The sequence below is a fragment of the Streptomyces sp. TG1A-60 genome, from assembly GCF_037201975.1.
Lineage (GTDB): Bacteria > Actinomycetota > Actinomycetes > Streptomycetales > Streptomycetaceae > Streptomyces.
Genome location: NZ_CP147520.1, coordinates 7590423 through 7610236 on the forward strand (window position 1 = coordinate 7590423; position 19814 = coordinate 7610236).

A 19814-nucleotide genomic window follows, 5' to 3' on the forward strand; every position below is an offset into this window, starting at 1 on the left:
AGACCTCTCGTGACCACAGACCAGACCGAAGAGCCGAAGCTCGTCGAGCACACCGTGCGGACCACGCTCGGGCCCGTCGCGGTCGGCGAGACCGGCGAAGGACCGGCGCTGGTGATGCTGCACGGCGGCGGCCCCGGTGCGAGCGCGATCGCCAACTACCACCAGAACCTGCCCGCCCTCGCCCCCCACTTCCGCGTGGTCCTGCCCGACCAGCCGGGCTTCGGCGGCAGCTACCGGCCCACCAAGGCGGACCTGGACGCCCGCAGCATCACCGAGATCACCGTCGACGCGCTGCTGCAGACCCTGGACGCCCTCGACATCGACCGCTTCCACCTGCTCGGCAACAGCCTCGGCGGCGCCGCCGCCATCGCCACCGCGCTCGAAGTCCCGGAGCGGGTCGAGAAGCTGGTGCTGATGGCACCCGGCGGCGGCTGGCTGCCCTTCGGGCCCACTCCGACCGAGGGGCAGAAGGCCATGTTCCGTTACTACAACGGCGAGGGGCCGACGCCGAAGAAGATGCGGGACTTCATCGGCGTGATGACCGCGGAGCCCAAGCGCTGGGCGGACACCGTCCAGGCCCGCTACGAGGCCTCGCTCGACGAGTCCCACATCGCCTTCTACCACGCCTACAACGCGGCCTTCGCCAAACGGCACGGCATGGACCCGCTCTGGCAGCGCGTCCACCGGATCAAGGCGTCCACCCTCCTGCTCTGGGGCCGGGACGACCGCACCATCACCCTGGACGGCGCACAGCTCATGCTCAAGCAGATCCGTGACGTCCAGCTGCATGTGTTCGGAGGCTGCGGCCACTGGGTACAGCTGGAGCGGCAGGCCGAGTTCGAGCGCCTGGTCACCGACTTCCTCAAGGAGGCATGACCATGGGCAGGGGTTGGCTGGAGAACGAGGTCGCGCTGATCACCGGCGGGGGCTCCGGCATCGGCCGCGCCGTCGCCCTGCGCTACCTCGCCGAGGGCGCGCGCGTCGCGGTCCTCGGCCGTACGGTCGCGCAGCTGGAGGAGGTGGTGAGCGCCGCTGGCGAGCTGGGCGACCGGGTGCTGCCCCTCACCGGCGACGTACGAAGCCCGGACGATCTGCACCGGGCGGTGGAGACCACCGTCGAACGGTTCGGCAAGCTCGACATCCTCGTCCCGAACGCCGGAATCTGGGACTACCACCGCAGTGTGACCCGGCTGTCGGGCAAGGAACTGGCCGAGGCCTTCGACGAGATCTTCGCGATCAACGTCAAGGGGTACGTGCTGGCCGTGGAGGCCGCCTGGCGAGAGCTGGTCGCCACACGCGGCAGCATCGTGATGACCCTGTCGAACGCCTCCCTCCACACCGACGGCGGCGGCTCCCTCTACACCGCCAGCAAGCACGCCTGCCTCGGCCTGCTGCGCCAGTTCGCCTTCGAACTGGCGCCCAGGGTCCGCGTCAACGGCGTCGCCGTCGGCGGCATGCGTACCCAGTTGCGCGGCCCCGAGAGCCTCGGCCTGCACCACCGTACGCTCGCCGCGTCCTTCGCCAGGAACGAGGAGGCCCAGGCCCTCTCCGGCGAGAAACCGCCGCGGCTGATCCCGTTGTACGACTCCAGCGTTGAACCGGAGGACTTCACCGGACCGTACGTACTGCTGGCCTCCCGCACCGACAGCGGCACCGTCACCGGTGCCGTGATCCCCGCCGACGGCGGCATCGCCGTACGCGGTTTCCGCGCACCTGCCGGCGGCGCGGGCCTCTGACCCACACCCACGAGTGCCTCCCCCGACAGCCCTTGAAGGAGCCGCCGTCATGGCCGCCGTCGACATCAGTCCCGCCGCTGCGCTGCACCGCAGAGCTCTGCATCCCACGGCAACCGCCGTCGTCTACGAGGGCCGCGAGATCTCCGCGGCGGAACTCAGCGGCACGGTGGGGGAGTTCGCCGCCGGGCTGTCCGAGCACGGGCTGCGCCGGGGGGACCGGATCGCCTACCTCGGCTTCAACAGCGTGACCTTCCTGGAGGCGCTGTTCGCCGCGGCCCGTCTCGGCGCGGTCTTCGTCCCCCTCAACTTCCGCCTCGCGGCCGACGAGGTCCGCCACATCCTGAACGACTGCGGCGCCCACACCGTCGTCGTCGAGGAGGGCCACCGCGAGCTGGCGGAGTCGATCCTGGCCGACGTACCCGCCCGCTGCCGTCTGCTGGTCGACACCGACCCCGCGTGCCCCGCGACGGACGTGCCCGCGTCCGCCTGGACGCCGCTGTCCGCGCTGCGCGGCCCGCAACGCCCCGTACGGGAACCCGTCGCGCTGTACGACGACGACCTCGCGGCCCTGATGTACACCTCCGGTACCACCGGCCGGCCCAAAGGTGTCATGCTCACCCACGGCAACCTCTGGTGGAACGCGGTCAACGTCGACGCCGTCGTGGACACCCGCGCCGACGACGTGAACCTGGCCCTCGCCCCGCTGTTCCACATCGGCGGGCTCAACGCCCTCACCCTGCGCACCCTGGTGCGCGGCGGCACCGTGGTGCTGCGCCGGGCCTTCGATCCGGCCCAGTGCCTTCAGGACCTCGTCGACCACCGCGTAAACACCTTCTTCGCGGTCCCCGCCATGTACGCGGCCCTCGCCCGGGTGCCCGGCTTCGCGGACGCCGACCTCGGTGCCCTGCGGTCCGCGATCGTCGCGGGAGCTCCCGTACCGCCACAGCTGATCAGGGACTACGGCGAGGCGGGCCTGCTGCTCCAGCAGGCCTGGGGGCTGACCGAGACGGCCCCGTTCGCCACCTATCTGCCGGCCCGGCTGACCCTGGAGAAGACCGGATCGGCCGGCGTCGCGATGCCGTACACCGAGATCCGGTTGACGCACCCGGGCACCGGGGCCGGGATCGACGGACCGGACACCCAGGGCGAGATCTGCGTACGCGGCCCCAACGTGACCTCCGGTTACTGGGACAACCCGGACGCCACCCGGGCCGCCTTCGACGACATGGGCTGGTTCCACACCGGGGACATCGCCTACCGGGACAAGGACGGCTTCTACTACATCGTGGACCGCCTCAAGGAGATGATCATCAGCGGCGGCGAGAACGTGTACCCCGCCGAGGTGGAGCGCGTCCTCGTGGAGTTTCCCGGAATCCTGGAGGCCGCCGTCATCGGCGTACCGGACGCCAAGTGGGGCGAGACCGTCCTGGCCGTCCTGAGCTGCGCGTCCGGTACGGAGCCCACGGTGGAGGAGGTACGGGCGTTCGCGGACCGGTATCTGGCCCGCTACAAGCTCCCCACCGACGTCGTGGTCATCGACCGGCTGCCCCGCAACGCCAGCGGCAAACTGGACAAGATCGAGCTGCGCCGGTGGGTGACGGCGCGGCGGAGTGCGCCGAGCACGCCCACGGCCTGACCCACCATCCAGGGAGCACGAGTCGTGGCCACACTTCCCCACACCGCACCGGAGACCGCCCTCGGGGGTGGCTGGTCCCTGCGGCCGCTCGACGGACCGCTCGGCGCTTCTCGGTCGGCCGCGCGCGGCTACGCGGCCTCGTACGGTGACGGTGACGGGGGTGGACCGGAGGAGTTCCTCGTCCGGGTCCAGCGAGTCCGGCACCACCCGTTGCGGGCCTGTTATCCCTTCGGCGCGCACGACCTCGTCGTATGGCTCGGCGACGACGGCGACGACACCGGTGCCGACTGCGACGACCGTGCGGCGCGCGTGCCTGAGGAGGCCGCCTCGGGCCTGTTGCGCGTGCTCGCCCCCGCGCTCTTCGCCGCCGACGCGCGCTGCCGCCGCGTCATCGCCGCGCCGGACGAACACGACGTCCACGCCCAGCGAATCCTGGCGGCCGGGGGCTTCCGCAGGATCACCGAGGCGGACCTGCCCGACTGCTCCGTCGTCCTGTTCGCCGTCGAACCGCCGGACATCGCCGAGCTGTCCACCGCCCTGGACGACATGCCCCACTGAAAGGGGCGACCGAGCGGGCTCACTTGCGCCGTCGGCCGCGCCGGGGGTCGGGACGATCCCGACCGCGGCGCGGCTGTGGCGTGCTCGCGTACGTATCGCTGGTGGGTACGCGGAACCCCGTGCTGCTCAGCGGCACACGGGCTAGGGCAGGTAGGCCGGTCGGAGCGACCGTGGCCGCGTGCTTGCTGCAACCGCCATTTCCCAGAGCGCCGCCGACCCGCTGTCGGGGCTGGTGCTGCGCGATGTCCCCGAACCCGCCCCTCGCCCGGGGTGGTCACGCGTCCGCGTGATGGCCTCCTCGCTGAACATGCATGACGTGTGGACGCTGAGGGGAGTGGGGCATCCCCCCGACCGGCTGCCGATCACCCTCGGGTGCGACGCGGCCGGCTACGACGAGGACGGCAACGAGGTCATCGTCCATCCGGTGATCGGCGACCCGGACGCGGGCCGGGGCGACGAGACGCTGGACCCCAACCGCGCGCTGCTGTCCGAGCGGCACGACGGGGCGTTCGCGGAGTATCTGACCGTTCCCGCCCGCAATCTGGTCCCGAAGCCGGACTGGCTCTCCTTCGACGAGGCCGCCTGTCTGCCGGTCGCCTGGACCACGGCCTACCGCATGCTGTTCACCCAGGCCGGGATCACCGCCGGCGATCGGGTGCTCGTGCAGGGCGCGGGCGGCGGTGTCGCCTCCGCGGCCATCGGGCTCGCGGTGGCCGCGGGTGCCGTCGTCTACGCCACGAGTCGGAGCGCGGACAAGCGCGCCGAGGCCGTGTCCTGGGGCGCCCGCGCCGCCGTGGCCCCCGGCGAGCGGCTGCCCGAACGGGTGGACGTGGTGATCGAGACGGTCGGTGAAGCGACCTGGTCGCACTCGCTGAAGTCGCTGCGCCCCGGCGGCACGGTCGTCATCGCCGGCGCGACGAGCGGGATGAACCCGCCTGCCGACCTCGGGCGGATCTTCTACCTCCAGCAGCGCGTCCTCGGCTCCACCGGCTGCACCCGCGTCGAACTGGTCGCGATGCTGCGGCTGATGGAAGCCACCGGTGTCCGGCCGGTCATCGACCGGACACTTCCGCTCGCCGAGATCCACAAGGGCTTCCAGCTCATGATCGACGGCGGTCTCACCGGAAAGCTCGTCGTCAACCCGCCGTGCCCGGCCCGCCCCCGCACTTCCCAGCAGTAAGGAACCGCCATGACCGCAGCAGCCGTCGGGCTGTCCCACTCGCCCCTCATCGGCAAGAACGACCCGGACCCCGAGGTCCTGGCCAGGGTCGACCAGGCCGTCGAGGGCGCCCGGGAGTTCATCCGCGCGTACGACCCGGAGCTGGTCGTCCTCTACGCGCCCGACCACTACAACGGCTTCTTCTACAAGGAGATGCCGCCCTTCTGCCTGGCCACCGAGGCCCACGCGGTGGGCGACTTCGGCACGTCGGCGGGCCGGCTGTCGGTCGACACCGCCGCCGCGAAGGCGCTGGCCCGGGGCGTGCTCGACCGGGGCGTCGATCTGACCGTCTCGGCCCGGATGACCGTCGACCACGGCTTCGCGCAGCCCCTGGAGGTGCTCTTCGGCGGGATCGACCGGGTGCCCGTGGTGCCGGTGTTCGTCAACGGCGTGGCCACTCCGCTCGGCCCGGTCGCTCGGGTCCGGGCGCTCGGCACTGCGATCGGGCGGGCCGCGACCGAACTCAACCGGAGGGTGCTGTTCCTGGCCTCCGGCGGCCTCTCCCACGACCCGCCCGTGCCGGTCCTGGACGGGGCACCCCCCAGGGTCGCCGACGCCCTCATCGAGGGCCGCCCGCCCACCCCCGAGCAGCGCGCCAAGGGCGAGCAGCGGGTCGTCCAGGCGGGCCGCGACTACGCCGCCGGCTCGACCGCGATGATCCCGATCAACCCTGCCTGGGACAACCGGCTCCTCGACCGCCTCGAAAACGGCGAGCTGGCGGAGTTCGACACCTGGACCGCCGAGGCCATGGCGAAGGAGGGCGGCAACTCCGCCCACGAGGTCCGCGCCTGGATCGCCGCCTTCGCCTCCCTCGCCGCCACCGGCCCGTACGACCTGACGTCCCGCTTCTACGAGGCCATCCCCGCCTGGATCGCCGGTTTCGCCGTAGCCACGGCGAGGGGGCGGTGACCGGTATGGCGAGGGACAGGTACGAGGCGCCGCGGGCCGCCGCCCGTTTTGCGGGGGCGGTGGACGACGGCCGTCCCGTCGCTCCGGTCCGGGATCCGTTGGGCGCGTGGGGCGTCGTCGGCGTCTGCGCCGTGGCGTTGGCGAAGGGGTGGTGACCGGTATGGCTACCGACATGGACGCGGTGGCGCGAGCCGCCGCGCGGCTGGCGGGTGCGATGGACGACGGGCGTCCTGTCGCCCCGGTTCGCGATCTGCTGGGTGAGCAGGACATCGCTGCCGCCTATGCCGTGCAGCAGGAGCTGACGCGGCGCAGGCTGGCCGGCGGCGCGGTCGTCGTCGGGCGAAAGATCGGGCTCACCTCTCCGGCTGTGCAGAAGCAACTCGGTGTCGACCAGCCAGACTTCGGGGTGCTGTTCGCCGACATGGACGTCTCGGCCGAGCCGGAGGTCCCCTCGGAGCGGCTGCTCCAGCCGAAGGCCGAGGCTGAGATCGCCTTCGTACTGGGAGAGGACATGGTCGACGGAGACCTCGACGCCGCTCGGGTCCGGGGCGCCGTGGAGTACGCCGTCGCGGCCCTCGAGATCGTCGACAGCCGTATCGCCGCCTGGGACATCCGCCTCACCGACACCATCGCGGACAACGCCTCCAGCGGCCTGTTCGTGCTGGCCGAACACCGGGTCACGCTCGACGCGTTCGAGCCGCGCGAGACCATCATGCGAATGTACGCGGAGGACGAGCTGGTCTCGGAGGGCGACGGCGCCGCCTGCCTGGGCGACCCGTTGAACGCGCTCGCCTGGCTGGCCCGTACGGCCCAGGCGTACGGCGAGCCGCTGCGGGCCGGACAGGTCGTCCTGTCGGGGGCCCTGGGCCCGATGGTCCCGGCGCCGTCCGGCACCCGGATCCGGGCCGAGATCGGGCCGCTGGGCACGGTCACCGCCACGTTCTCCGAGAAGTCCGACAAGCACAAGGAGGAGGGGGCGTGAAGACAACTAAGGTCGCCATCATCGGGTCCGGCAACATCGGCACCGACCTGATGATCAAGGTCCTGCGCCTGTCGGACACGCTGGAGATGGGCGCCATGGTCGGCATCGATCCGGCCTCCGACGGGCTCGCCCGCGCCGCCCGGCTGAATGTGCCCACCACCCACGAGGGCGTCGACGGCCTGATCGCGCTGCCCGGCTTCGACGACATCGACATCGTCTTCGACGCCACCTCGGCCAAGGCCCACCTCGCCAACGCCGCCCGGCTGGCGCCGTACGGCAAGCGGCTCATCGACCTCACCCCCGCCGCGATCGGTCCGTTCGTCGTGCCGCCGGTCAACGGGGACACCCAGTTGGACGCCGAGAACGTGAACATGGTGACGTGCGGCGGCCAGGCCACCATCCCCGTGGTCGCGGCGATCTCCGCGGTGACGCCGGTCCACTACGCGGAGATCGTGGCCTCCATCGCCTCAAAGTCGGCGGGGCCGGGCACCCGCGCCAACATCGACGAGTTCACCGAGACCACGTCCCACGCGATCGAGTCCGTCGGCGGCGCCTCCCGGGGTAAGGCGATCATCGTCCTCAACCCGGCGGAACCACCGCTCATCATGCGGGACACGGTGTTCTGCCTCATCGGGGAGGCCGATCACGACGCCCTACGCGCGTCGGTCGCGGCCATGGTCGAGCGGGTCACCCAGTACGTTCCAGGCTACCGCCTCAAGCAGGAGGTGCAGTTCACCCCGGTGGACGGCGCCGAACCGGTGCACACACTGGTACCGCCGGGCGCCGGGCCGGTGACCACCCGGGTGTCGGTGTTCCTCGAAGTCGAGGGCGCCGCCCACTACCTGCCCGCCTACGCCGGAAACCTCGACATCATGACGTCCGCCGCCCTGCGGGTCGCCGAGTCGATTGCCCGGCGCGACGCCGTTCCCGCGGAGGCTCGCCCATGACGCGCAAGCTGTACATCCAGGACGTCACCCTGCGGGACGGCATGCACGCCATCCGGCACCGCATCGAGCCCGACGACGTGGGGCGGATCGTCGCAGCGCTCGACGCCGCCGGGGTCGACGCGATCGAGGTCGCCCACGGCGACGGCCTGGCAGGCGGCTCGCTCAACTACGGGCCGGGCAGCCACACCGACTGGGAGTGGATCGAGGCGGCGGCCGAGCACCTCACCGACGCCGTCCTCACCACCCTCCTCCTCCCCGGCATCGGCACCATCGCCGAACTGGAACGCGCCCACGCCCTCGGCATCCGCTCGGTGCGCGTCGCCACCCACTGCACCGAGGCCGACATCTCCGCGCAGCACATCGCCAAGGCCCGTGGCCTCGGCATGGACGTCGCCGGGTTCCTGATGATGAGTCACATGGCTCCCGCCGCCGAACTCGCTGCCCAGGCAAGACTGATGGAGTCGTACGGGGCGCACTGTGTGTACGTCACCGACTCCGGCGGTCGGCTCACCATGAACGGCGTACGCGAACGGGTCCGCGCCTACCGCGACGCGCTGGACCCGGCCACCGAGATCGGCATCCACGCACACGAGAACCTCTCCCTCTCGGTCGCCAACAGTGTGGTCGCCGTGGAAGAGGGCGTCACCCGGGTCGACGCGTCCCTCGCCGGCCAGGGCGCCGGCGCCGGAAACTGCCCGATCGAGGCGTTCGTCGCGGTCGCGAACCTCCAGGACTGGAAGCACGGCTGCGACCTGTTCGCCCTCCAGGACGCCGCCGACGACCTGGTACGACCGCTGCGGGACCGCCCGGTCCAGGTCGACCGGGAGACGCTCACCCTCGGTTACGCGGGCGCGTACTCCTCGTTCCTGCGCCACGCCGAGGCCGCCGCCACCCGCTACGGGGTCGACGCCCGCGCGCTGCTCCTGGAGGTGGGCCGCCGGGGGCTCGTCGGCGGACAGGAGGACATGATCGTCGACATCGCGCTCGACCTGGCGTCGACCGGGGAAGGGGCCCGCTGACGTCCCCGTCCCGGCGCCTCACCCATTTCACCCATCTCCGAGAGAGGTGGGTGAAATGCCAGGGTGAACATGCATATTGCAGGAGCTCGAACGCGTGTATCGCAGACGGTCGACTGCCGTTCCGCAGGGCGGCACAGGCGTGCGCCAGCAGGTCACCGGCCTCCTACAGTCCACGGCACCAGTCCCCACTGTGGCTCGGATCACTTCATGACCTGGGCCTGTCGGAGGTGAACCGCTCCATGTCCGAGACCAGCAGCGACGCAGCAGCAGTCGGTACCGCCACACAGCCCGCCCCACCGCCCGCGGCCAAGGAGAACGTCTCGCGCGTTGCCGTCGCCAGCCTCGTCGGCACCACGATCGAGTACTACGACTTCGCCGTGTACGGCACGGCAGCCGCGCTCGTCCTGGGCCCGGCCTTCTTCCCGTCCGGCAGCGCCACGGTCTCGACCCTTGCGGCCTTCCTCACCTTCGCCGCCGCGTTCCTCGCCCGCCCCATCGGCGTCGTCCTGTTCGGGACGATCGGCGACCGGCTCGGCCGCAAGCGTGCCCTGGTGACCTCCCTGGTGCTGATGGGCATCGCCACGGTCGGTGTCGGCCTGCTGCCGACGTACGAGACCGTGGGCGTCCTCGCCCCGGTGCTCCTGGTAGCCCTCCGGCTGCTGCAAGGCGTGAGCATGGGCGGCGAGTGGGGCGGCGCGGTGCTGCTGGCCGCCGAGCACGCTCCGCCGGGGCGGCGGGCGGTGTACGCGTCCATTCCCCAGATCGGCGCGCTGCTGGGTTTCCTGTTGTCGAGCGCCGTGATCCTGCCGACGATCGCCGTCGCCGGCCGGGACGGTTTCGCCGACGGGGCATGGCGGGTGCCGTTCCTGCTGAGCACGCTGCTCATCGTCGTCGGGTTCTGGGTGCGTGCCCGGGTCAGCGAGTCACCGGTGTTCAGCAGCCAGTCCCCGGCCGACCGCCCCGCCGCTCCCCGGTTCCCGCTGGGCGCCCTGGTCAAGGAGTACCCGGGACAGCTGCTGCTCGGCATCGGCGCGGCGGCCGGCGGCTCGGCCGTCTACTACCTGACGATCGTCTACAGCCTGTCGTACGGGCCGAAGGCGCTCGGCATCGCGCAGAACACGATGCTGGCCGCGACGAGCGTCGCCGCCGGCGTCACGGCCGCCGCGGTGATACCGGTCGCCCGGCTGGCCGACCGGGTGGGACGACGGCCGGTGATCATAGCCGGGGCGATCGGGTGCGCGGTGTGGGCGCTGCCCATGTTCGGCTCCCTGCAGACCGGCAACGGGCTGGTCATCACCGGGGCGTTCACCGTGGGACTGGTGCTGTTCATTCTGATGTTCGCGCCGATCGCGGCCTTCCTGCCGGAGCTGTTCCCGGCCCGGCTGCGCTACACGGGAGCCTCGGCGACCTTCATCCTGGCCAACACTCTCGGCGGCGGGTTCGCCCCGCTGGTCGCGACCTGGCTGAACTCCCAGTGGAAGTCGCCGCTCGTCCTCGGTGTCTACGCGGGCGGGCTGTGCCTGGTCAGTCTGCTGTGCGTGCTGGCGCTGCCGGAGACGCGTGACCGCGACTTCGCGGCCTGACGCGCCACCGTCGCGCGACTGAGCGCGGTGGCCCCGAACGGGGCCACCGCGCTCAGTCGCGCGAGTCGCACGCACCGGCAGAGGTGCGCCTGGTGCTCGGTGATCTTTACCGTGGACAGGGGGATGTCGCGGACCTGACGCCGCTCGAAGCCGACGCTGTCGCCCTGCTCCAGTGTGTTTCCGCAGCCGGTACAGGCCGCTTGGACATGATCTTCGGTGGCGTCGGGCTTCTCTGTCATGGCCAGACCCGACCCGCCGGTGCCGGGCTGGCGGCCTCGCTTGCGTCCGCTCTGGGGCTTCGGCTTCTTCTCCGGCCTCCCGAAGGCGTCCGAGGAGGGCGGCATCGAGGAGTTGCCCGAGTTCCGGCAAGACGCCGCTCCAGCTCCGCCACCCGAGCGGTCAACCGTTCGTTGGCCACCGCGAGTGCCGCTGCCCGCGCCGCTGCCGCCTCAGCCCGCGCCTCTGCGGCCGCCACCTGCCGCTGGAGCAGCCCGATCAGAGTGAGTAGATCCTCACGCGACGCAGACTCCAGAGCGGACGACATGACCACGGATCCTGCCGAACCCATCCCGCACCCGTCACATCGTCAGGGGGCGGACGCACGACCGACCCTCTGAATGCTTACGTTTCGCATGCGTCTTCGTATCCGTCGGGATTGGCCCCCTCGTTACGGCCCGTACATGGCTCTGTTGCTCCATTCCCGCCTTCATTACCTTCATGGAAAGCGGAACTTCGAAGCCGGAGTTAGCCGCCCGGATGAGGAGGGCAACCGTCATGCGTTCTGAAATCGGCAGCCAGTCCTTTCTCGTATGGAGTTCCAGCGGTGGTTTCACCGCCGAGGGGAATGACCAGGGAATGGTCATAGCCGATTCCTGGCTGGTTCAAGACGGCCGGATTAGGGGTTACGAAATACACTGGGACCGGTTCTCGAACGCCGTCGGCTCCCATGGCGTCGACCGTGCCGAGATCGCGGAGTTCCGCGCCGCGGTCACCGCGGAACTGCCGCGGACCGGAGCCTGGTTCCCCCGGGTCGAACTGCTTGCCGGCCCGTCGCCCAGGCTCGCGCTGCGGCTGCGCCCCGCCCCCCAACTCCAGGACACCGCCCGGGTCTGGGTCTCGGACTGCGTAGACCCGCGCACCCGTCCCATGTACAAGGGCCCCGACTTCGCCGCCCAGGGCAGGCTCCGCAAGCAGGCCAGGCTGCACGGCGCCGACGAGGCGATCCTGCTCGACGAGGACGGCCACGCGGTCGAGGGAGCCTTCAGCAGCCTGCTGTGGTGGGACGGCGGCGACCTGTGCACCGCGCCGGACGACGGCCGGATCCTGCCCGGCGTCACCCGGAGGCTGCTGCTCGACCGAGCCGCCCGCCTCGGGGTGACGGTGCGGCACACGCGGGTCAGCCCCGCCCGCCTCGCGCGGTGTGAGGTGTGGATCACCAGTGCCCTGCACGGCATCCGGGTCGTGACGGGCTGGGAGCCGGGCGGCGAACCGGCGCCGCCCGCCCCCTTCGCCGGCGGCCTGTGGCAGGCCCACCTGGACTCGCTCCTGGCGCCGCTGCCCGCGAGGTGAGAACCCCCGTGGAGCCGCGGGGTCCCCCGGCTCGACGCTTCCGCTCCCAGTTCACCGACGAACCGCGCGCCCCCACCAGTTCAGCACAGAGTCAAGGAGAGTCGAGATGAAGATCCGATCCCTGCAGCGGCATCTGACGTCCGTCCGCCGAATGAAACTGGGCCCTTCGCACCGCGGCCTGCGCGCGCGGCTGGAGCTGGTGTCCGAGCGCTCCCTCGGTGTGGGGACCTTCCTCTGGCACACCCTCGACCGGGCGGCCGACCTGGACGCCCCGCTGCTTTACCACCTGCCGCGCGGAGGTGGCGAGAAGGACCTCCGTGCCTACTCCCTGGCGGATCTGCGGGACGCGACCGAGCATTACGCGCGCTGGTTCCACGCCGCCGGAGTGGGACGTGGTGACCGGGTCGGCATCTACAGCGGCGACGGCATCGCCAACTTCGTCCACTTCATGGCCCTGAACAGCATCGGCGCCATTCCCGCCCCGGTGAATCCGAACATGGCGCCCCAGACCGCGGCGCGCTATCTGAAGCGACTGGAGCCGCGTGGGGTCGTCGCCGACGCCGACCGGCTGGAGGCCCTGCTGGAGGCCGCCGACAGCCCGGAGGGGTTCGGCTTCACGGTCGCGCAGGAGGAAGTGGACTCGGCGGGCCGCATGGGCCCGCTGCCCGTCGGCTATCCGTACATGCACGGTGACCACGACCCGGTGCTGATCGCGCACTCCTCGGGCACCACGGGCATGCCCAAGGCGCCGATCCTCGGTCACCGCCAGTTCTTCGCGGGCAAACGCCCCCGCATCCTCACGATGCCCTCCGGCGTCGACGACAAGAACCTGCTGGTGTTCCCGCCGTCCCACGGCTCCGGCCTCAGTTACATGATGATGGCCACCCTGACCGGGGTGCCCACCCTGGTGATGGAGGAACAGCGGGGACCGGCGGTGGCCGAGGTCATGCGCTGGTGGAAGCCGACGGTGGTCATCGCCTTCCCCGTCACCTTCGGCGAGTTGGCGGCGCTGGGCGTGGAGCCGTCGGCTGCCTCACGGGTGACCACCTGGCTCAGCACGGCCGACGCCTCGCACGAGGCCCACGTCCGTGAGCTGGTACGGCTGGGCAGGCATCGCGCGGGCGGCAAGTGGCGGCAGGGCTCGCGGTACATCGACGGACTCGCCTCGACCGAGGTGGGCATGGCCGTGTTCCAGAACATCCACGGCCCGGACACCGACGCCTACAAGCGGTGCGTGGGCTACCCGGAGCCCATCGTCGAAGAAGCCACCGTCTACGACGAGCACGGCAAACGGCTGGGCCCGAACGAGATCGGGTTCATCGCGGTCAAGACCCCGACCGAGACGCTGGGCTACTGGAACGACCCCGATCTGACGCACCGTTCGAAGCACGACGGCTTCTGGCTCACCGGTGACATCGGGTACTACGACGAGCAGGGGCGCTTCTACCAGTACGACCGTGCCACCGACGTCATCCACACCGCCCGCGGGCCCGTCTACAGCCTGCCCACGGAAGAGATCCTCCTGAAGGCCTGCCGCCAGGCCGTGGACTGTGTCGTGGCCGCCGCCATCAGCCCCGCCGACGAGGAGCTGTCCGAACCGGTCGCCGTGGTCCGGCTGGCCGAGCGCTGCGAACTGACCTCGCGGGAAGTGCTGACGCAGCTCAACGGGGCGCTGCGCAAGGCCGGCATGCACGAGGTCTCCGCGGTCGTGCTGGTCAAGGGCGAGAACGACATCCCGCTCGGCGTGACCGGCAAGGTGCTCAAGCGCGAGGTGCGCACGACCTACGAGAAGGTGCTCCTCTCCGACGACGACCACGGGCTCGACATCGCCCGCACCCGTTCGGCGCGCACCGCGCCGAGCAGCCTGGGACCGACCTCCCGGCGCCGACAGGCCAAGTCCGCCTGACCGTCCCGCCGCCTCCGCGGACGTCCCGGCGCACACCCGTCCGGGACGTCCGCGGGGCGGGGGCGGGACCGGGTGGGTACCAGCACGTGAGAAGGAGCTCCTGACACATGATCAGCGTTCTGCCGGGCACCGTGGCGGTCTACGCGGACCTCGCCTGCCCCTGGGCGCACGTCGCCGTCCAGCGGCTGTGGCGCATCCGCGCCGAGCTGGACCTGGCCGAGGCCGTACGGTTCGACCACCGCGCCGTCCTGCTGGAGGTGGTCAACCGGGGCACACTGCCCAAGCCGATCATCGACGCCGAGATCCCGGTCGCGGCGGAGATGGAGCCCGACGCGGGGTGGCGGCCCTGGGCGGAGCCCGACTGGCGCTGGCCGGTGAGCAGGCTGCTCGCGGCGGAGGCGGTGCAGGCGGCCAAGGAACAGGGTCTGGCGGCGAGCGAAGCCCTCGACCGGGCGCTGCGCAGGGCGTTCTTCGCCGACAGTGCCTGCATCACGATGCGTCATGTGGTGCTCGACGTCGCCGGGTCGGTGCCCGAGGTGGACGCCGGGGCCCTGGGCGAAGCGCTGGACGCCGGTCGCGCGCGTACCGCCACACTCGCCCACGTCGCCGACTTCGCCCCCGGCGGCGCGACCACGAGCCCGCACCTCTTCACTCCGGACGGCGGCTCCTGGCCCAACCCCGGGGTCGACTATCACTGGGCGGGCCCACCCGGCGACAGTGCCGTCGCCCTGAAGTCCGACGACCCCTCGATCTACCGCCAGATCCTGACGAGAGCGGCGGAACCCGCCCAAGGATGAGCGCGGTCACGACACCGCCACGGCTGCGGCTCGACGCGGTCGGCCGGCGGGCGTCGTGCACGGGGGCGCCGACCGGCCGGCGTCACGTACGGGCGGCGTCGGCCGGCGCCGCACCGGGCCGGTGCGAAATCGCTCCGCTTGCTCTGCCGCCGGTGTGTTCCGCCACCCGGCTCGATGCGTCGCCCGGCTCGCTCCACTGCCCCAAGTCCCTCCCTCGCCCAGCCCGTTTCGTCGTTCTGGTCCGCCCGTCCTTCTCTCGTGCGCCGCTCTCTCTCGCGGCGTGGCATGTCCGATTGCTTCAGGAGGTTGTTGATGAGCGCCGTGGTGAAGAGCGGCTCGCGCGGAATTCGGTACTGGGATCCGGAGGACGAGAAGTTCTGGCGGCGTACGGGGCGGCGGGTCGCGATGCGGAATCTGGCGTTCTCGATCCTCGCCGAGCACGTCGGGTTCTCCGTCTGGAGCCTGTGGTCCGTGCTGGTGCTGTTCCTGGGGCCGGAGTACGGGCTGTCCCCGGCGGACAAGTTCCTGCTCGTCTCCACGCCGACGCTGGTCGGAGCCGTACTGCGGATTCCGTACACGCTTGCGGTGGGATGGTTCGGCGGACGTACCTGGACCGTCCTCAGCGCGGCTGTGCTGCTGGTACCCACACTGCTGGCTGCGGTGTACCTGCACCCCGGCACCTCGCTGGGCACGCTGCTGCTGGTGTCCGCCGTGGCCGGTCTCGGTGGCGGCAACTTCGCCTCGTCCATGGCGAACATCAACGCCTTCTTCCCGCAGCGCCACAAGGGCTGGGCGCTCGGCCTGAACGCGGGCGGCGGCAATCTGGGCGTCGCCGTGACACAGTTGGCCGCCCTCGCGGTGCTGGGCACGGTGGGCGCGGCCGAACCCCGGCTGCTGCTGGGGGTCTTCGTCCCGGCGATCGTCGTCGCCGCTGTGTGCGCCGCGCTCTTCATGGACGACCTGCCCGACAACCGCAACGACACCGACGCCCTCGGGGACGTCCTGCGGGACGCCCACTGCTGGGTGATGTCCCTGCTCTACCTCGGCACGTTCGGTTCGTTCATCGGCTACTGCTTCGCGTTCGGCCTGGTGCTGCAGACGCAGTTCGACCGTACGCCGCTCCAGGCCGCGTCGTTCACGTTCCTCGGGCCGCTGCTCGGCTCGCTGACCAGGCCGGGCGGCGGCTGGCTGGCCGACCGGATCGGCGGTGCCAGGGTCACCTTCGCCGTGTTCGTGGCGCTGATGCTCTGCACCGGAGTCGCCGTCGTGGCGTCGCGCACGGACTCGCTCGGTCTGTTCGTCGCCGACTTCATCGTGCTCCTCGCACTGGCCGGGGCGGGCAACGGATCGACGTACAAGATGATCCCGGCGATCTTCCGGGCGAAGGCGCTCCAGGGCGGTGGAGGCGACGAGGGCGGCGCGAGCACGCAGGCCCGACTGTCGCGGGCCCGACGGCTGTCGGGCGCGCTCATCGGGGTCACCGGCGCCCTCGGCGCGCTCGGAGGTGTCCTCATCAACCTGGCGTTCCGCGCGTCCTTCGCCGGCTGGGGCAGCGGGATCCCGGCGTTCACCGGATTCCTGGTCTTCTACGCCGCCTGCGCCGTGGTCACCTGGGCGGTCTACCTCCGGCGCCGCCCCCGCCCACGGACCGCCCACGATTCCCGTCCCGACGTCGTCCTCTCGGTCTGAACCCCGGTCCGTGCTCCGGTCCGCACCCGGTTTGAAGGAGAAAACATGGCAGTCGCCTCCGACCCCGTCCTCACCTTTCCCCTGGACCAGGTCCCCGATCCGGAGGAGTTCATCCAGGCCGCCATGCGGTGGCACTTCAGCCCCGAGACGGGCTCGCCGTACTGGCTCCGGAGGGCGCGGACCCTGGACTTCGACCCGCGTCGGGACGTCCGCACCTTCGACGACCTCCAACTGTTCCCCAACATCGTCAACGAACTGCGCGACGTGCCCGCCCGGGACCTCGTCCCCCGGGGTTACGGCTCGTCGACCGAGGTGATCGGCGTCTACGAGAGCGGCGGCACGACCGGCGCCCCCAAGCGGGTCGCCTACCTCGCCGACTGGATGGACCGGTACGTGACCTGGTCCACCCGGCGGATGGACGAACGCGGTCACCCCCACGGCGCCCACTGGCTGGCCATGATCCCCAGCGGCCCCCATCTGTGGGGTGAGGTCGTGGCCCGGCAGGCGCGGCGACGGGGCGGCTTCACCTCCACCATCGACCTCGATCCGCGCTGGGTGAAGAAATGCATCGCCGAGGGGCGCGGCGACGAGGCCGGCCGCTATGTCGAGCACCTCCTGGCGCAGGGCGAGTTCCTGCTGGAGACCCAGGACATCGGCGTACTGGTCATCACGCCCCCGCTGCTGGAGCGGCTCGCGCAGCACGAACACCTCGTCAAGCTGGTGAACGAGAAGGTCCAGGTCATCATCTGGAGCGGGGCCCACATGGACGCCGACAGCCGGCACCTGTTCCGGACCGAGGTCTTCCCCGACGTCCAGCTGTTCGGGAACTACGGCAGCACCATGATCCTCTGCGGGGCCGTCGAGCGCGCCGGCAGCGAGGACGAGTGCGTCTTCGATCCCTTCGCGCCCCACATCTCATTCTCGGTCGTCGACCCCGAGACGGGGCAGCCGGTTCCCTACGGCGCACGTGGCCAAGTCGTCATGAACCACATCAGCCGCAGCGCCCTGCTCCCCAACAACCTGGAACGCGACGTCGCCACCCGGATCCGCCCCGGGGCCGGCCAACTCGGCGACTCGGTGGCCGATGTCAGCCCCGTCCAGACCTTCGACGACGAGGTCGTCATCGAAGGGGTCTACTGATGGGCGGCCTGACGGGCGGACCGATGGACGCACCGGCGGGCTGTCCGATCCAGCTCGACGCCCTCGGCCCACGCGGTGCCTTCCGGGCGCGGAACCGGCTGACCGTGGCCGATGTCACCGGGCGGCCGGTCGCCGAACTCAGTCAGGTCCCACGGCTGTTCGTCCAGCGCGGCCTGTCCGCGCTGCGCGCCGCCCGCCCGGCGGGCTCCGGTGAACTGGCCGAGGTCATCGCCCGAGCGGGGTACGCGTTCGCGAACGGCACGGTGGGCGGCCTGTCGGCCCCGGACTACCAGCGCCTCGTGAGCCGGGTCTCCGGTGTGCCGGTCGCGGTGGTGAGGTCCGCCACCGCCCGGATCGAGCGCGCGGCGGCCGAGGTGGACCGCACCGTGCGATGCGCCCGCCCCACAGCGACGGTCGACCACTGGCGGGACCCGCTGACTCGGGGCGGCGGCGCGGTCTGGGCCCGGCGAGGTGACGTCTTCGCTGTGCACGCCGCCGGCAACCACCCCGGCGTGCACAGCCTGTGGCTCGAAGCGCTGGCGCTGGGGTACCGGGTCGCGGTACGGCCCTCCGGTCGGGAGCCCTTCACCCCGCACCGGCTGGTGACGGCGTTGCGCGAGGCGGGGATCGGCGACGACCGGCTCCTGCTGCTGCCCACCGACCACCAGGTGGCCGACGACGTCGTCCGGGGCGCCGACCGGTCCCTCGTGTACGGCGGCGACGCGGTGGTGGAGAAGTACCGGGCGCATCCGAGCGTACTGACTCAGGGCCCCGGGCGGTCCAAGATCCTGCTGGCGGACGTGGACACGGGCCTGTCGTCCGCGCTCGACACGATGGTCGCCTCGATCCGGGACGAGGGCGGAGTCGCCTGCGTCAACGCCACCGCCGTCTTCGTGGCCGGCGACCCGGCGCCGGTTGCCGAGGCCATCGCCGAGCGGCTGGCCGGGCTGCCCAGCCTGCCGCCGGAGCACGACAAGGCGGTCCTCCCCGTCCAGCCAACCGCCGACGCGCGCAGGCTGGAGAAGTACCTGCTCGGCCACGCGGACGGCGCGACCCTGCGGCTGGGCGGCGACGGGATCGTCGACGAACTGGGCGACGGCAGCGCCGTACTGCGCCCCGCCGTGATCCAGTTGGACCGGCCGGACGCGCCGCAGCTCGGCACCGAACTCCCCTTCCCCTGTGTCTGGGTGGCCCCCTGGTCACCGGAGGACGGCGTGGGACCGCTGCGGAACACCCTGGTGCTCACCGTGATCGGCCGGGACGAACAGCTCGTCGAGCGGCTGGTCGACGAACCGAGCATCAGCAACGTCCATGTCGGTGACCACCCCACGCACTGGATGGCGCCGGGCGTCCCGCACGACGGCTATCTCGCGGAGTTCCTCATGCGCTCCAAGGCGGTCATCAGGTGAACTCGAACGCACACACGGACGTCACGCGTCTGCTGCACGTCGCCGCCTCGCCCATGGGCGAGCGCTCACAGTCCAGGGCCATCGCCGAGACCCTCGTCGCCGCCTACCGCCATACCCGTCCCGGCGCGACGACCGACGTCCTCGACCTCTGGCGGGATCGGCTTCCCGATTTCGGAGCGGCGGCGGTCGAGGCCAAGCGGGCGGAGGCGTCCGGGGGACGGGCCGAGGGGGAGGGCGCCGGGGCCTGGGAGGCGGTCCGGCGCACCTTCGAGCACTTCGACAGCTACGACAGATATGTGTTCAGTGTCCCCATGTGGAATTTCGGAATTCCCTATGTCCTCAAGCACTTCATCGACGTGGTGAGCCAGGCCGGAATGCTTTTCTCCTTCGACCGGGACTCGGGCTACACCGGTCTGCTCAAGGGAAAGAAAGCGGTGGTCATTTACACCAGCTCGATCTACAAGCCGGGTCTGCCGCCCGCGTTCGGTGACGACCACCAGATGCCGGCTTTCGACGGCTGGTTGCGGTGGGCAGGGGTCACCGACATTTCCACGATCCAGTTGAGATCGCATCAGATCACCGAGGACGCCGATCTCCTGCGCCGCAACGCACATGCCCGGGCACAGGAGCTCGGCAAGAAATTCTGAGCCGCAGGTACACCTCGCACCTCTCCCTGTTTCGCTTCTTCCACGACGCCACGCCGTTCCCGATCCGC

18 protein-coding genes are annotated in these 19814 nt (G+C 71.1%); all 18 read left to right on the top strand.

What is annotated here, in order from left to right; genetic code table 11:
- The first annotated feature begins 9 nt into the window (after window positions 1–9).
- On the top strand, window positions 10–876 hold the full coding sequence (locus WBG99_RS33475) for an alpha/beta fold hydrolase (RefSeq protein ID WP_338899943.1): 867 nt from the start codon (window positions 10–12) through the stop codon (window positions 874–876).
- Complete coding sequence (locus WBG99_RS33480) at window positions 873–1736, top strand: SDR family NAD(P)-dependent oxidoreductase (RefSeq protein WP_338899944.1); 864 nt, start codon at window positions 873–875, stop codon at window positions 1734–1736. The genes WBG99_RS33475 and WBG99_RS33480 overlap by 4 nt, the downstream gene beginning before the upstream one ends.
- Window positions 1737–1785: 49 nt before the next feature.
- On the top strand, window positions 1786–3372 hold the full coding sequence (locus tag WBG99_RS33485; RefSeq protein ID WP_338899946.1) for a long-chain fatty acid--CoA ligase: 1587 nt from the start codon (window positions 1786–1788) through the stop codon (window positions 3370–3372).
- A 24-nt stretch (window positions 3373–3396) separates the two neighbouring features.
- Window positions 3397–3930 carry a hypothetical protein gene (locus WBG99_RS33490; protein ID WP_338899947.1) on the top strand — a complete coding sequence of 178 codons (534 nt, stop codon included), beginning with the start codon at window positions 3397–3399 and terminating at the stop codon, window positions 3928–3930.
- A gap of 178 nt (window positions 3931–4108) precedes the next feature.
- Window positions 4109–5110: a zinc-binding dehydrogenase gene (locus WBG99_RS33495; protein WP_338899948.1), complete on the top strand. Its 1002-nt coding sequence runs from the start codon at window positions 4109–4111 to the stop codon at window positions 5108–5110.
- A 9-nt stretch (window positions 5111–5119) separates the two neighbouring features.
- Window positions 5120–6058, top strand: a complete 939-nt coding sequence (locus WBG99_RS33500; protein ID WP_338899949.1) for a 3-carboxyethylcatechol 2,3-dioxygenase — start codon at window positions 5120–5122, stop codon at window positions 6056–6058.
- 5 nt (window positions 6059–6063) lie between these two features.
- A complete protein-coding gene (locus WBG99_RS33505; protein ID WP_338899950.1) occupies window positions 6064–6213 on the top strand; it encodes a hypothetical protein in 150 nt (49 codons plus the stop codon).
- A 5-nt stretch (window positions 6214–6218) separates the two neighbouring features.
- The gene (locus WBG99_RS33510; protein WP_338899951.1) at window positions 6219–7040 is read left to right on the top strand and encodes a fumarylacetoacetate hydrolase family protein; all 822 of its coding nucleotides are present in this window, start codon (window positions 6219–6221) and stop codon (window positions 7038–7040) included.
- Window positions 7037–7987: an acetaldehyde dehydrogenase (acetylating) gene (locus tag WBG99_RS33515; RefSeq protein ID WP_338899952.1), complete on the top strand. Its 951-nt coding sequence runs from the start codon at window positions 7037–7039 to the stop codon at window positions 7985–7987. The genes WBG99_RS33510 and WBG99_RS33515 overlap by 4 nt, the downstream gene beginning before the upstream one ends.
- Entirely contained in the window at window positions 7984–9006 is a 1023-nt protein-coding gene (dmpG, locus tag WBG99_RS33520) for a 4-hydroxy-2-oxovalerate aldolase (protein WP_338899953.1), read from the top strand. Before WBG99_RS33515 ends, dmpG begins: the two co-directional genes overlap by 4 nt.
- A gap of 239 nt (window positions 9007–9245) precedes the next feature.
- Window positions 9246–10589: an MFS transporter gene (locus tag WBG99_RS33525; RefSeq protein ID WP_338899954.1), complete on the top strand. Its 1344-nt coding sequence runs from the start codon at window positions 9246–9248 to the stop codon at window positions 10587–10589.
- A gap of 774 nt (window positions 10590–11363) precedes the next feature.
- Complete coding sequence (locus tag WBG99_RS33530; protein WP_338899955.1) at window positions 11364–12158, top strand: aminotransferase class IV; 795 nt, start codon at window positions 11364–11366, stop codon at window positions 12156–12158.
- Window positions 12159–12264: 106 nt separating this feature from the next.
- Complete coding sequence (locus WBG99_RS33535; protein WP_338899956.1) at window positions 12265–14064, top strand: class I adenylate-forming enzyme family protein; 1800 nt, start codon at window positions 12265–12267, stop codon at window positions 14062–14064.
- Between the two features lie 107 nt (window positions 14065–14171).
- Complete coding sequence (locus WBG99_RS33540) at window positions 14172–14861, top strand: hypothetical protein (protein WP_338899957.1); 690 nt, start codon at window positions 14172–14174, stop codon at window positions 14859–14861.
- A gap of 312 nt (window positions 14862–15173) precedes the next feature.
- Window positions 15174–16550: a nitrate/nitrite transporter gene (locus tag WBG99_RS33545; RefSeq protein ID WP_338899959.1), complete on the top strand. Its 1377-nt coding sequence runs from the start codon at window positions 15174–15176 to the stop codon at window positions 16548–16550.
- A 45-nt stretch (window positions 16551–16595) separates the two neighbouring features.
- On the top strand, window positions 16596–17690 hold the full coding sequence (locus WBG99_RS33550) for a phenazine antibiotic biosynthesis protein (protein WP_338899961.1): 1095 nt from the start codon (window positions 16596–16598) through the stop codon (window positions 17688–17690).
- Entirely contained in the window at window positions 17690–19099 is a 1410-nt protein-coding gene (locus tag WBG99_RS33555; protein ID WP_338899962.1) for an aldehyde dehydrogenase family protein, read from the top strand. Before WBG99_RS33550 ends, WBG99_RS33555 begins: the two co-directional genes overlap by 1 nt.
- On the top strand, window positions 19096–19746 hold the full coding sequence (locus WBG99_RS33560; protein WP_338899964.1) for an NAD(P)H-dependent oxidoreductase: 651 nt from the start codon (window positions 19096–19098) through the stop codon (window positions 19744–19746). The genes WBG99_RS33555 and WBG99_RS33560 overlap by 4 nt, the downstream gene beginning before the upstream one ends.
- The last annotated feature ends 68 nt before the right edge of the window (window positions 19747–19814 follow it).

Bases quoted from the DNA above. Each gene is read 5' to 3' on its own strand.
- WBG99_RS33480 (WP_338899944.1), top strand. From the start codon at position 873: ATGACCATGGGCAGGGGTTGGCTGGAGAACGAGGTCGCGCTGATCACC.
- WBG99_RS33485 (WP_338899946.1), top strand. From the start codon at position 1,786: ATGGCCGCCGTCGACATCAGTCCCGCCGCTGCGCTGCACCGCAGAGCT.
- WBG99_RS33500 (WP_338899949.1), top strand. From the start codon at position 5,120: ATGACCGCAGCAGCCGTCGGGCTGTCCCACTCGCCCCTCATCGGCAAG.
- WBG99_RS33505 (WP_338899950.1), top strand. From the start codon at position 6,064: ATGGCGAGGGACAGGTACGAGGCGCCGCGGGCCGCCGCCCGTTTTGCG.
- WBG99_RS33510 (WP_338899951.1), top strand. From the start codon at position 6,219: ATGGCTACCGACATGGACGCGGTGGCGCGAGCCGCCGCGCGGCTGGCG.
- dmpG (WP_338899953.1), top strand. From the start codon at position 7,984: ATGACGCGCAAGCTGTACATCCAGGACGTCACCCTGCGGGACGGCATG.
- WBG99_RS33525 (WP_338899954.1), top strand. From the start codon at position 9,246: ATGTCCGAGACCAGCAGCGACGCAGCAGCAGTCGGTACCGCCACACAG.
- WBG99_RS33530 (WP_338899955.1), top strand. From the start codon at position 11,364: ATGCGTTCTGAAATCGGCAGCCAGTCCTTTCTCGTATGGAGTTCCAGC.
- WBG99_RS33535 (WP_338899956.1), top strand. From the start codon at position 12,265: ATGAAGATCCGATCCCTGCAGCGGCATCTGACGTCCGTCCGCCGAATG.
- WBG99_RS33540 (WP_338899957.1), top strand. From the start codon at position 14,172: ATGATCAGCGTTCTGCCGGGCACCGTGGCGGTCTACGCGGACCTCGCC.
- WBG99_RS33545 (WP_338899959.1), top strand. From the start codon at position 15,174: ATGAGCGCCGTGGTGAAGAGCGGCTCGCGCGGAATTCGGTACTGGGAT.
- WBG99_RS33550 (WP_338899961.1), top strand. From the start codon at position 16,596: ATGGCAGTCGCCTCCGACCCCGTCCTCACCTTTCCCCTGGACCAGGTC.
- WBG99_RS33555 (WP_338899962.1), top strand. From the start codon at position 17,690: ATGGGCGGCCTGACGGGCGGACCGATGGACGCACCGGCGGGCTGTCCG.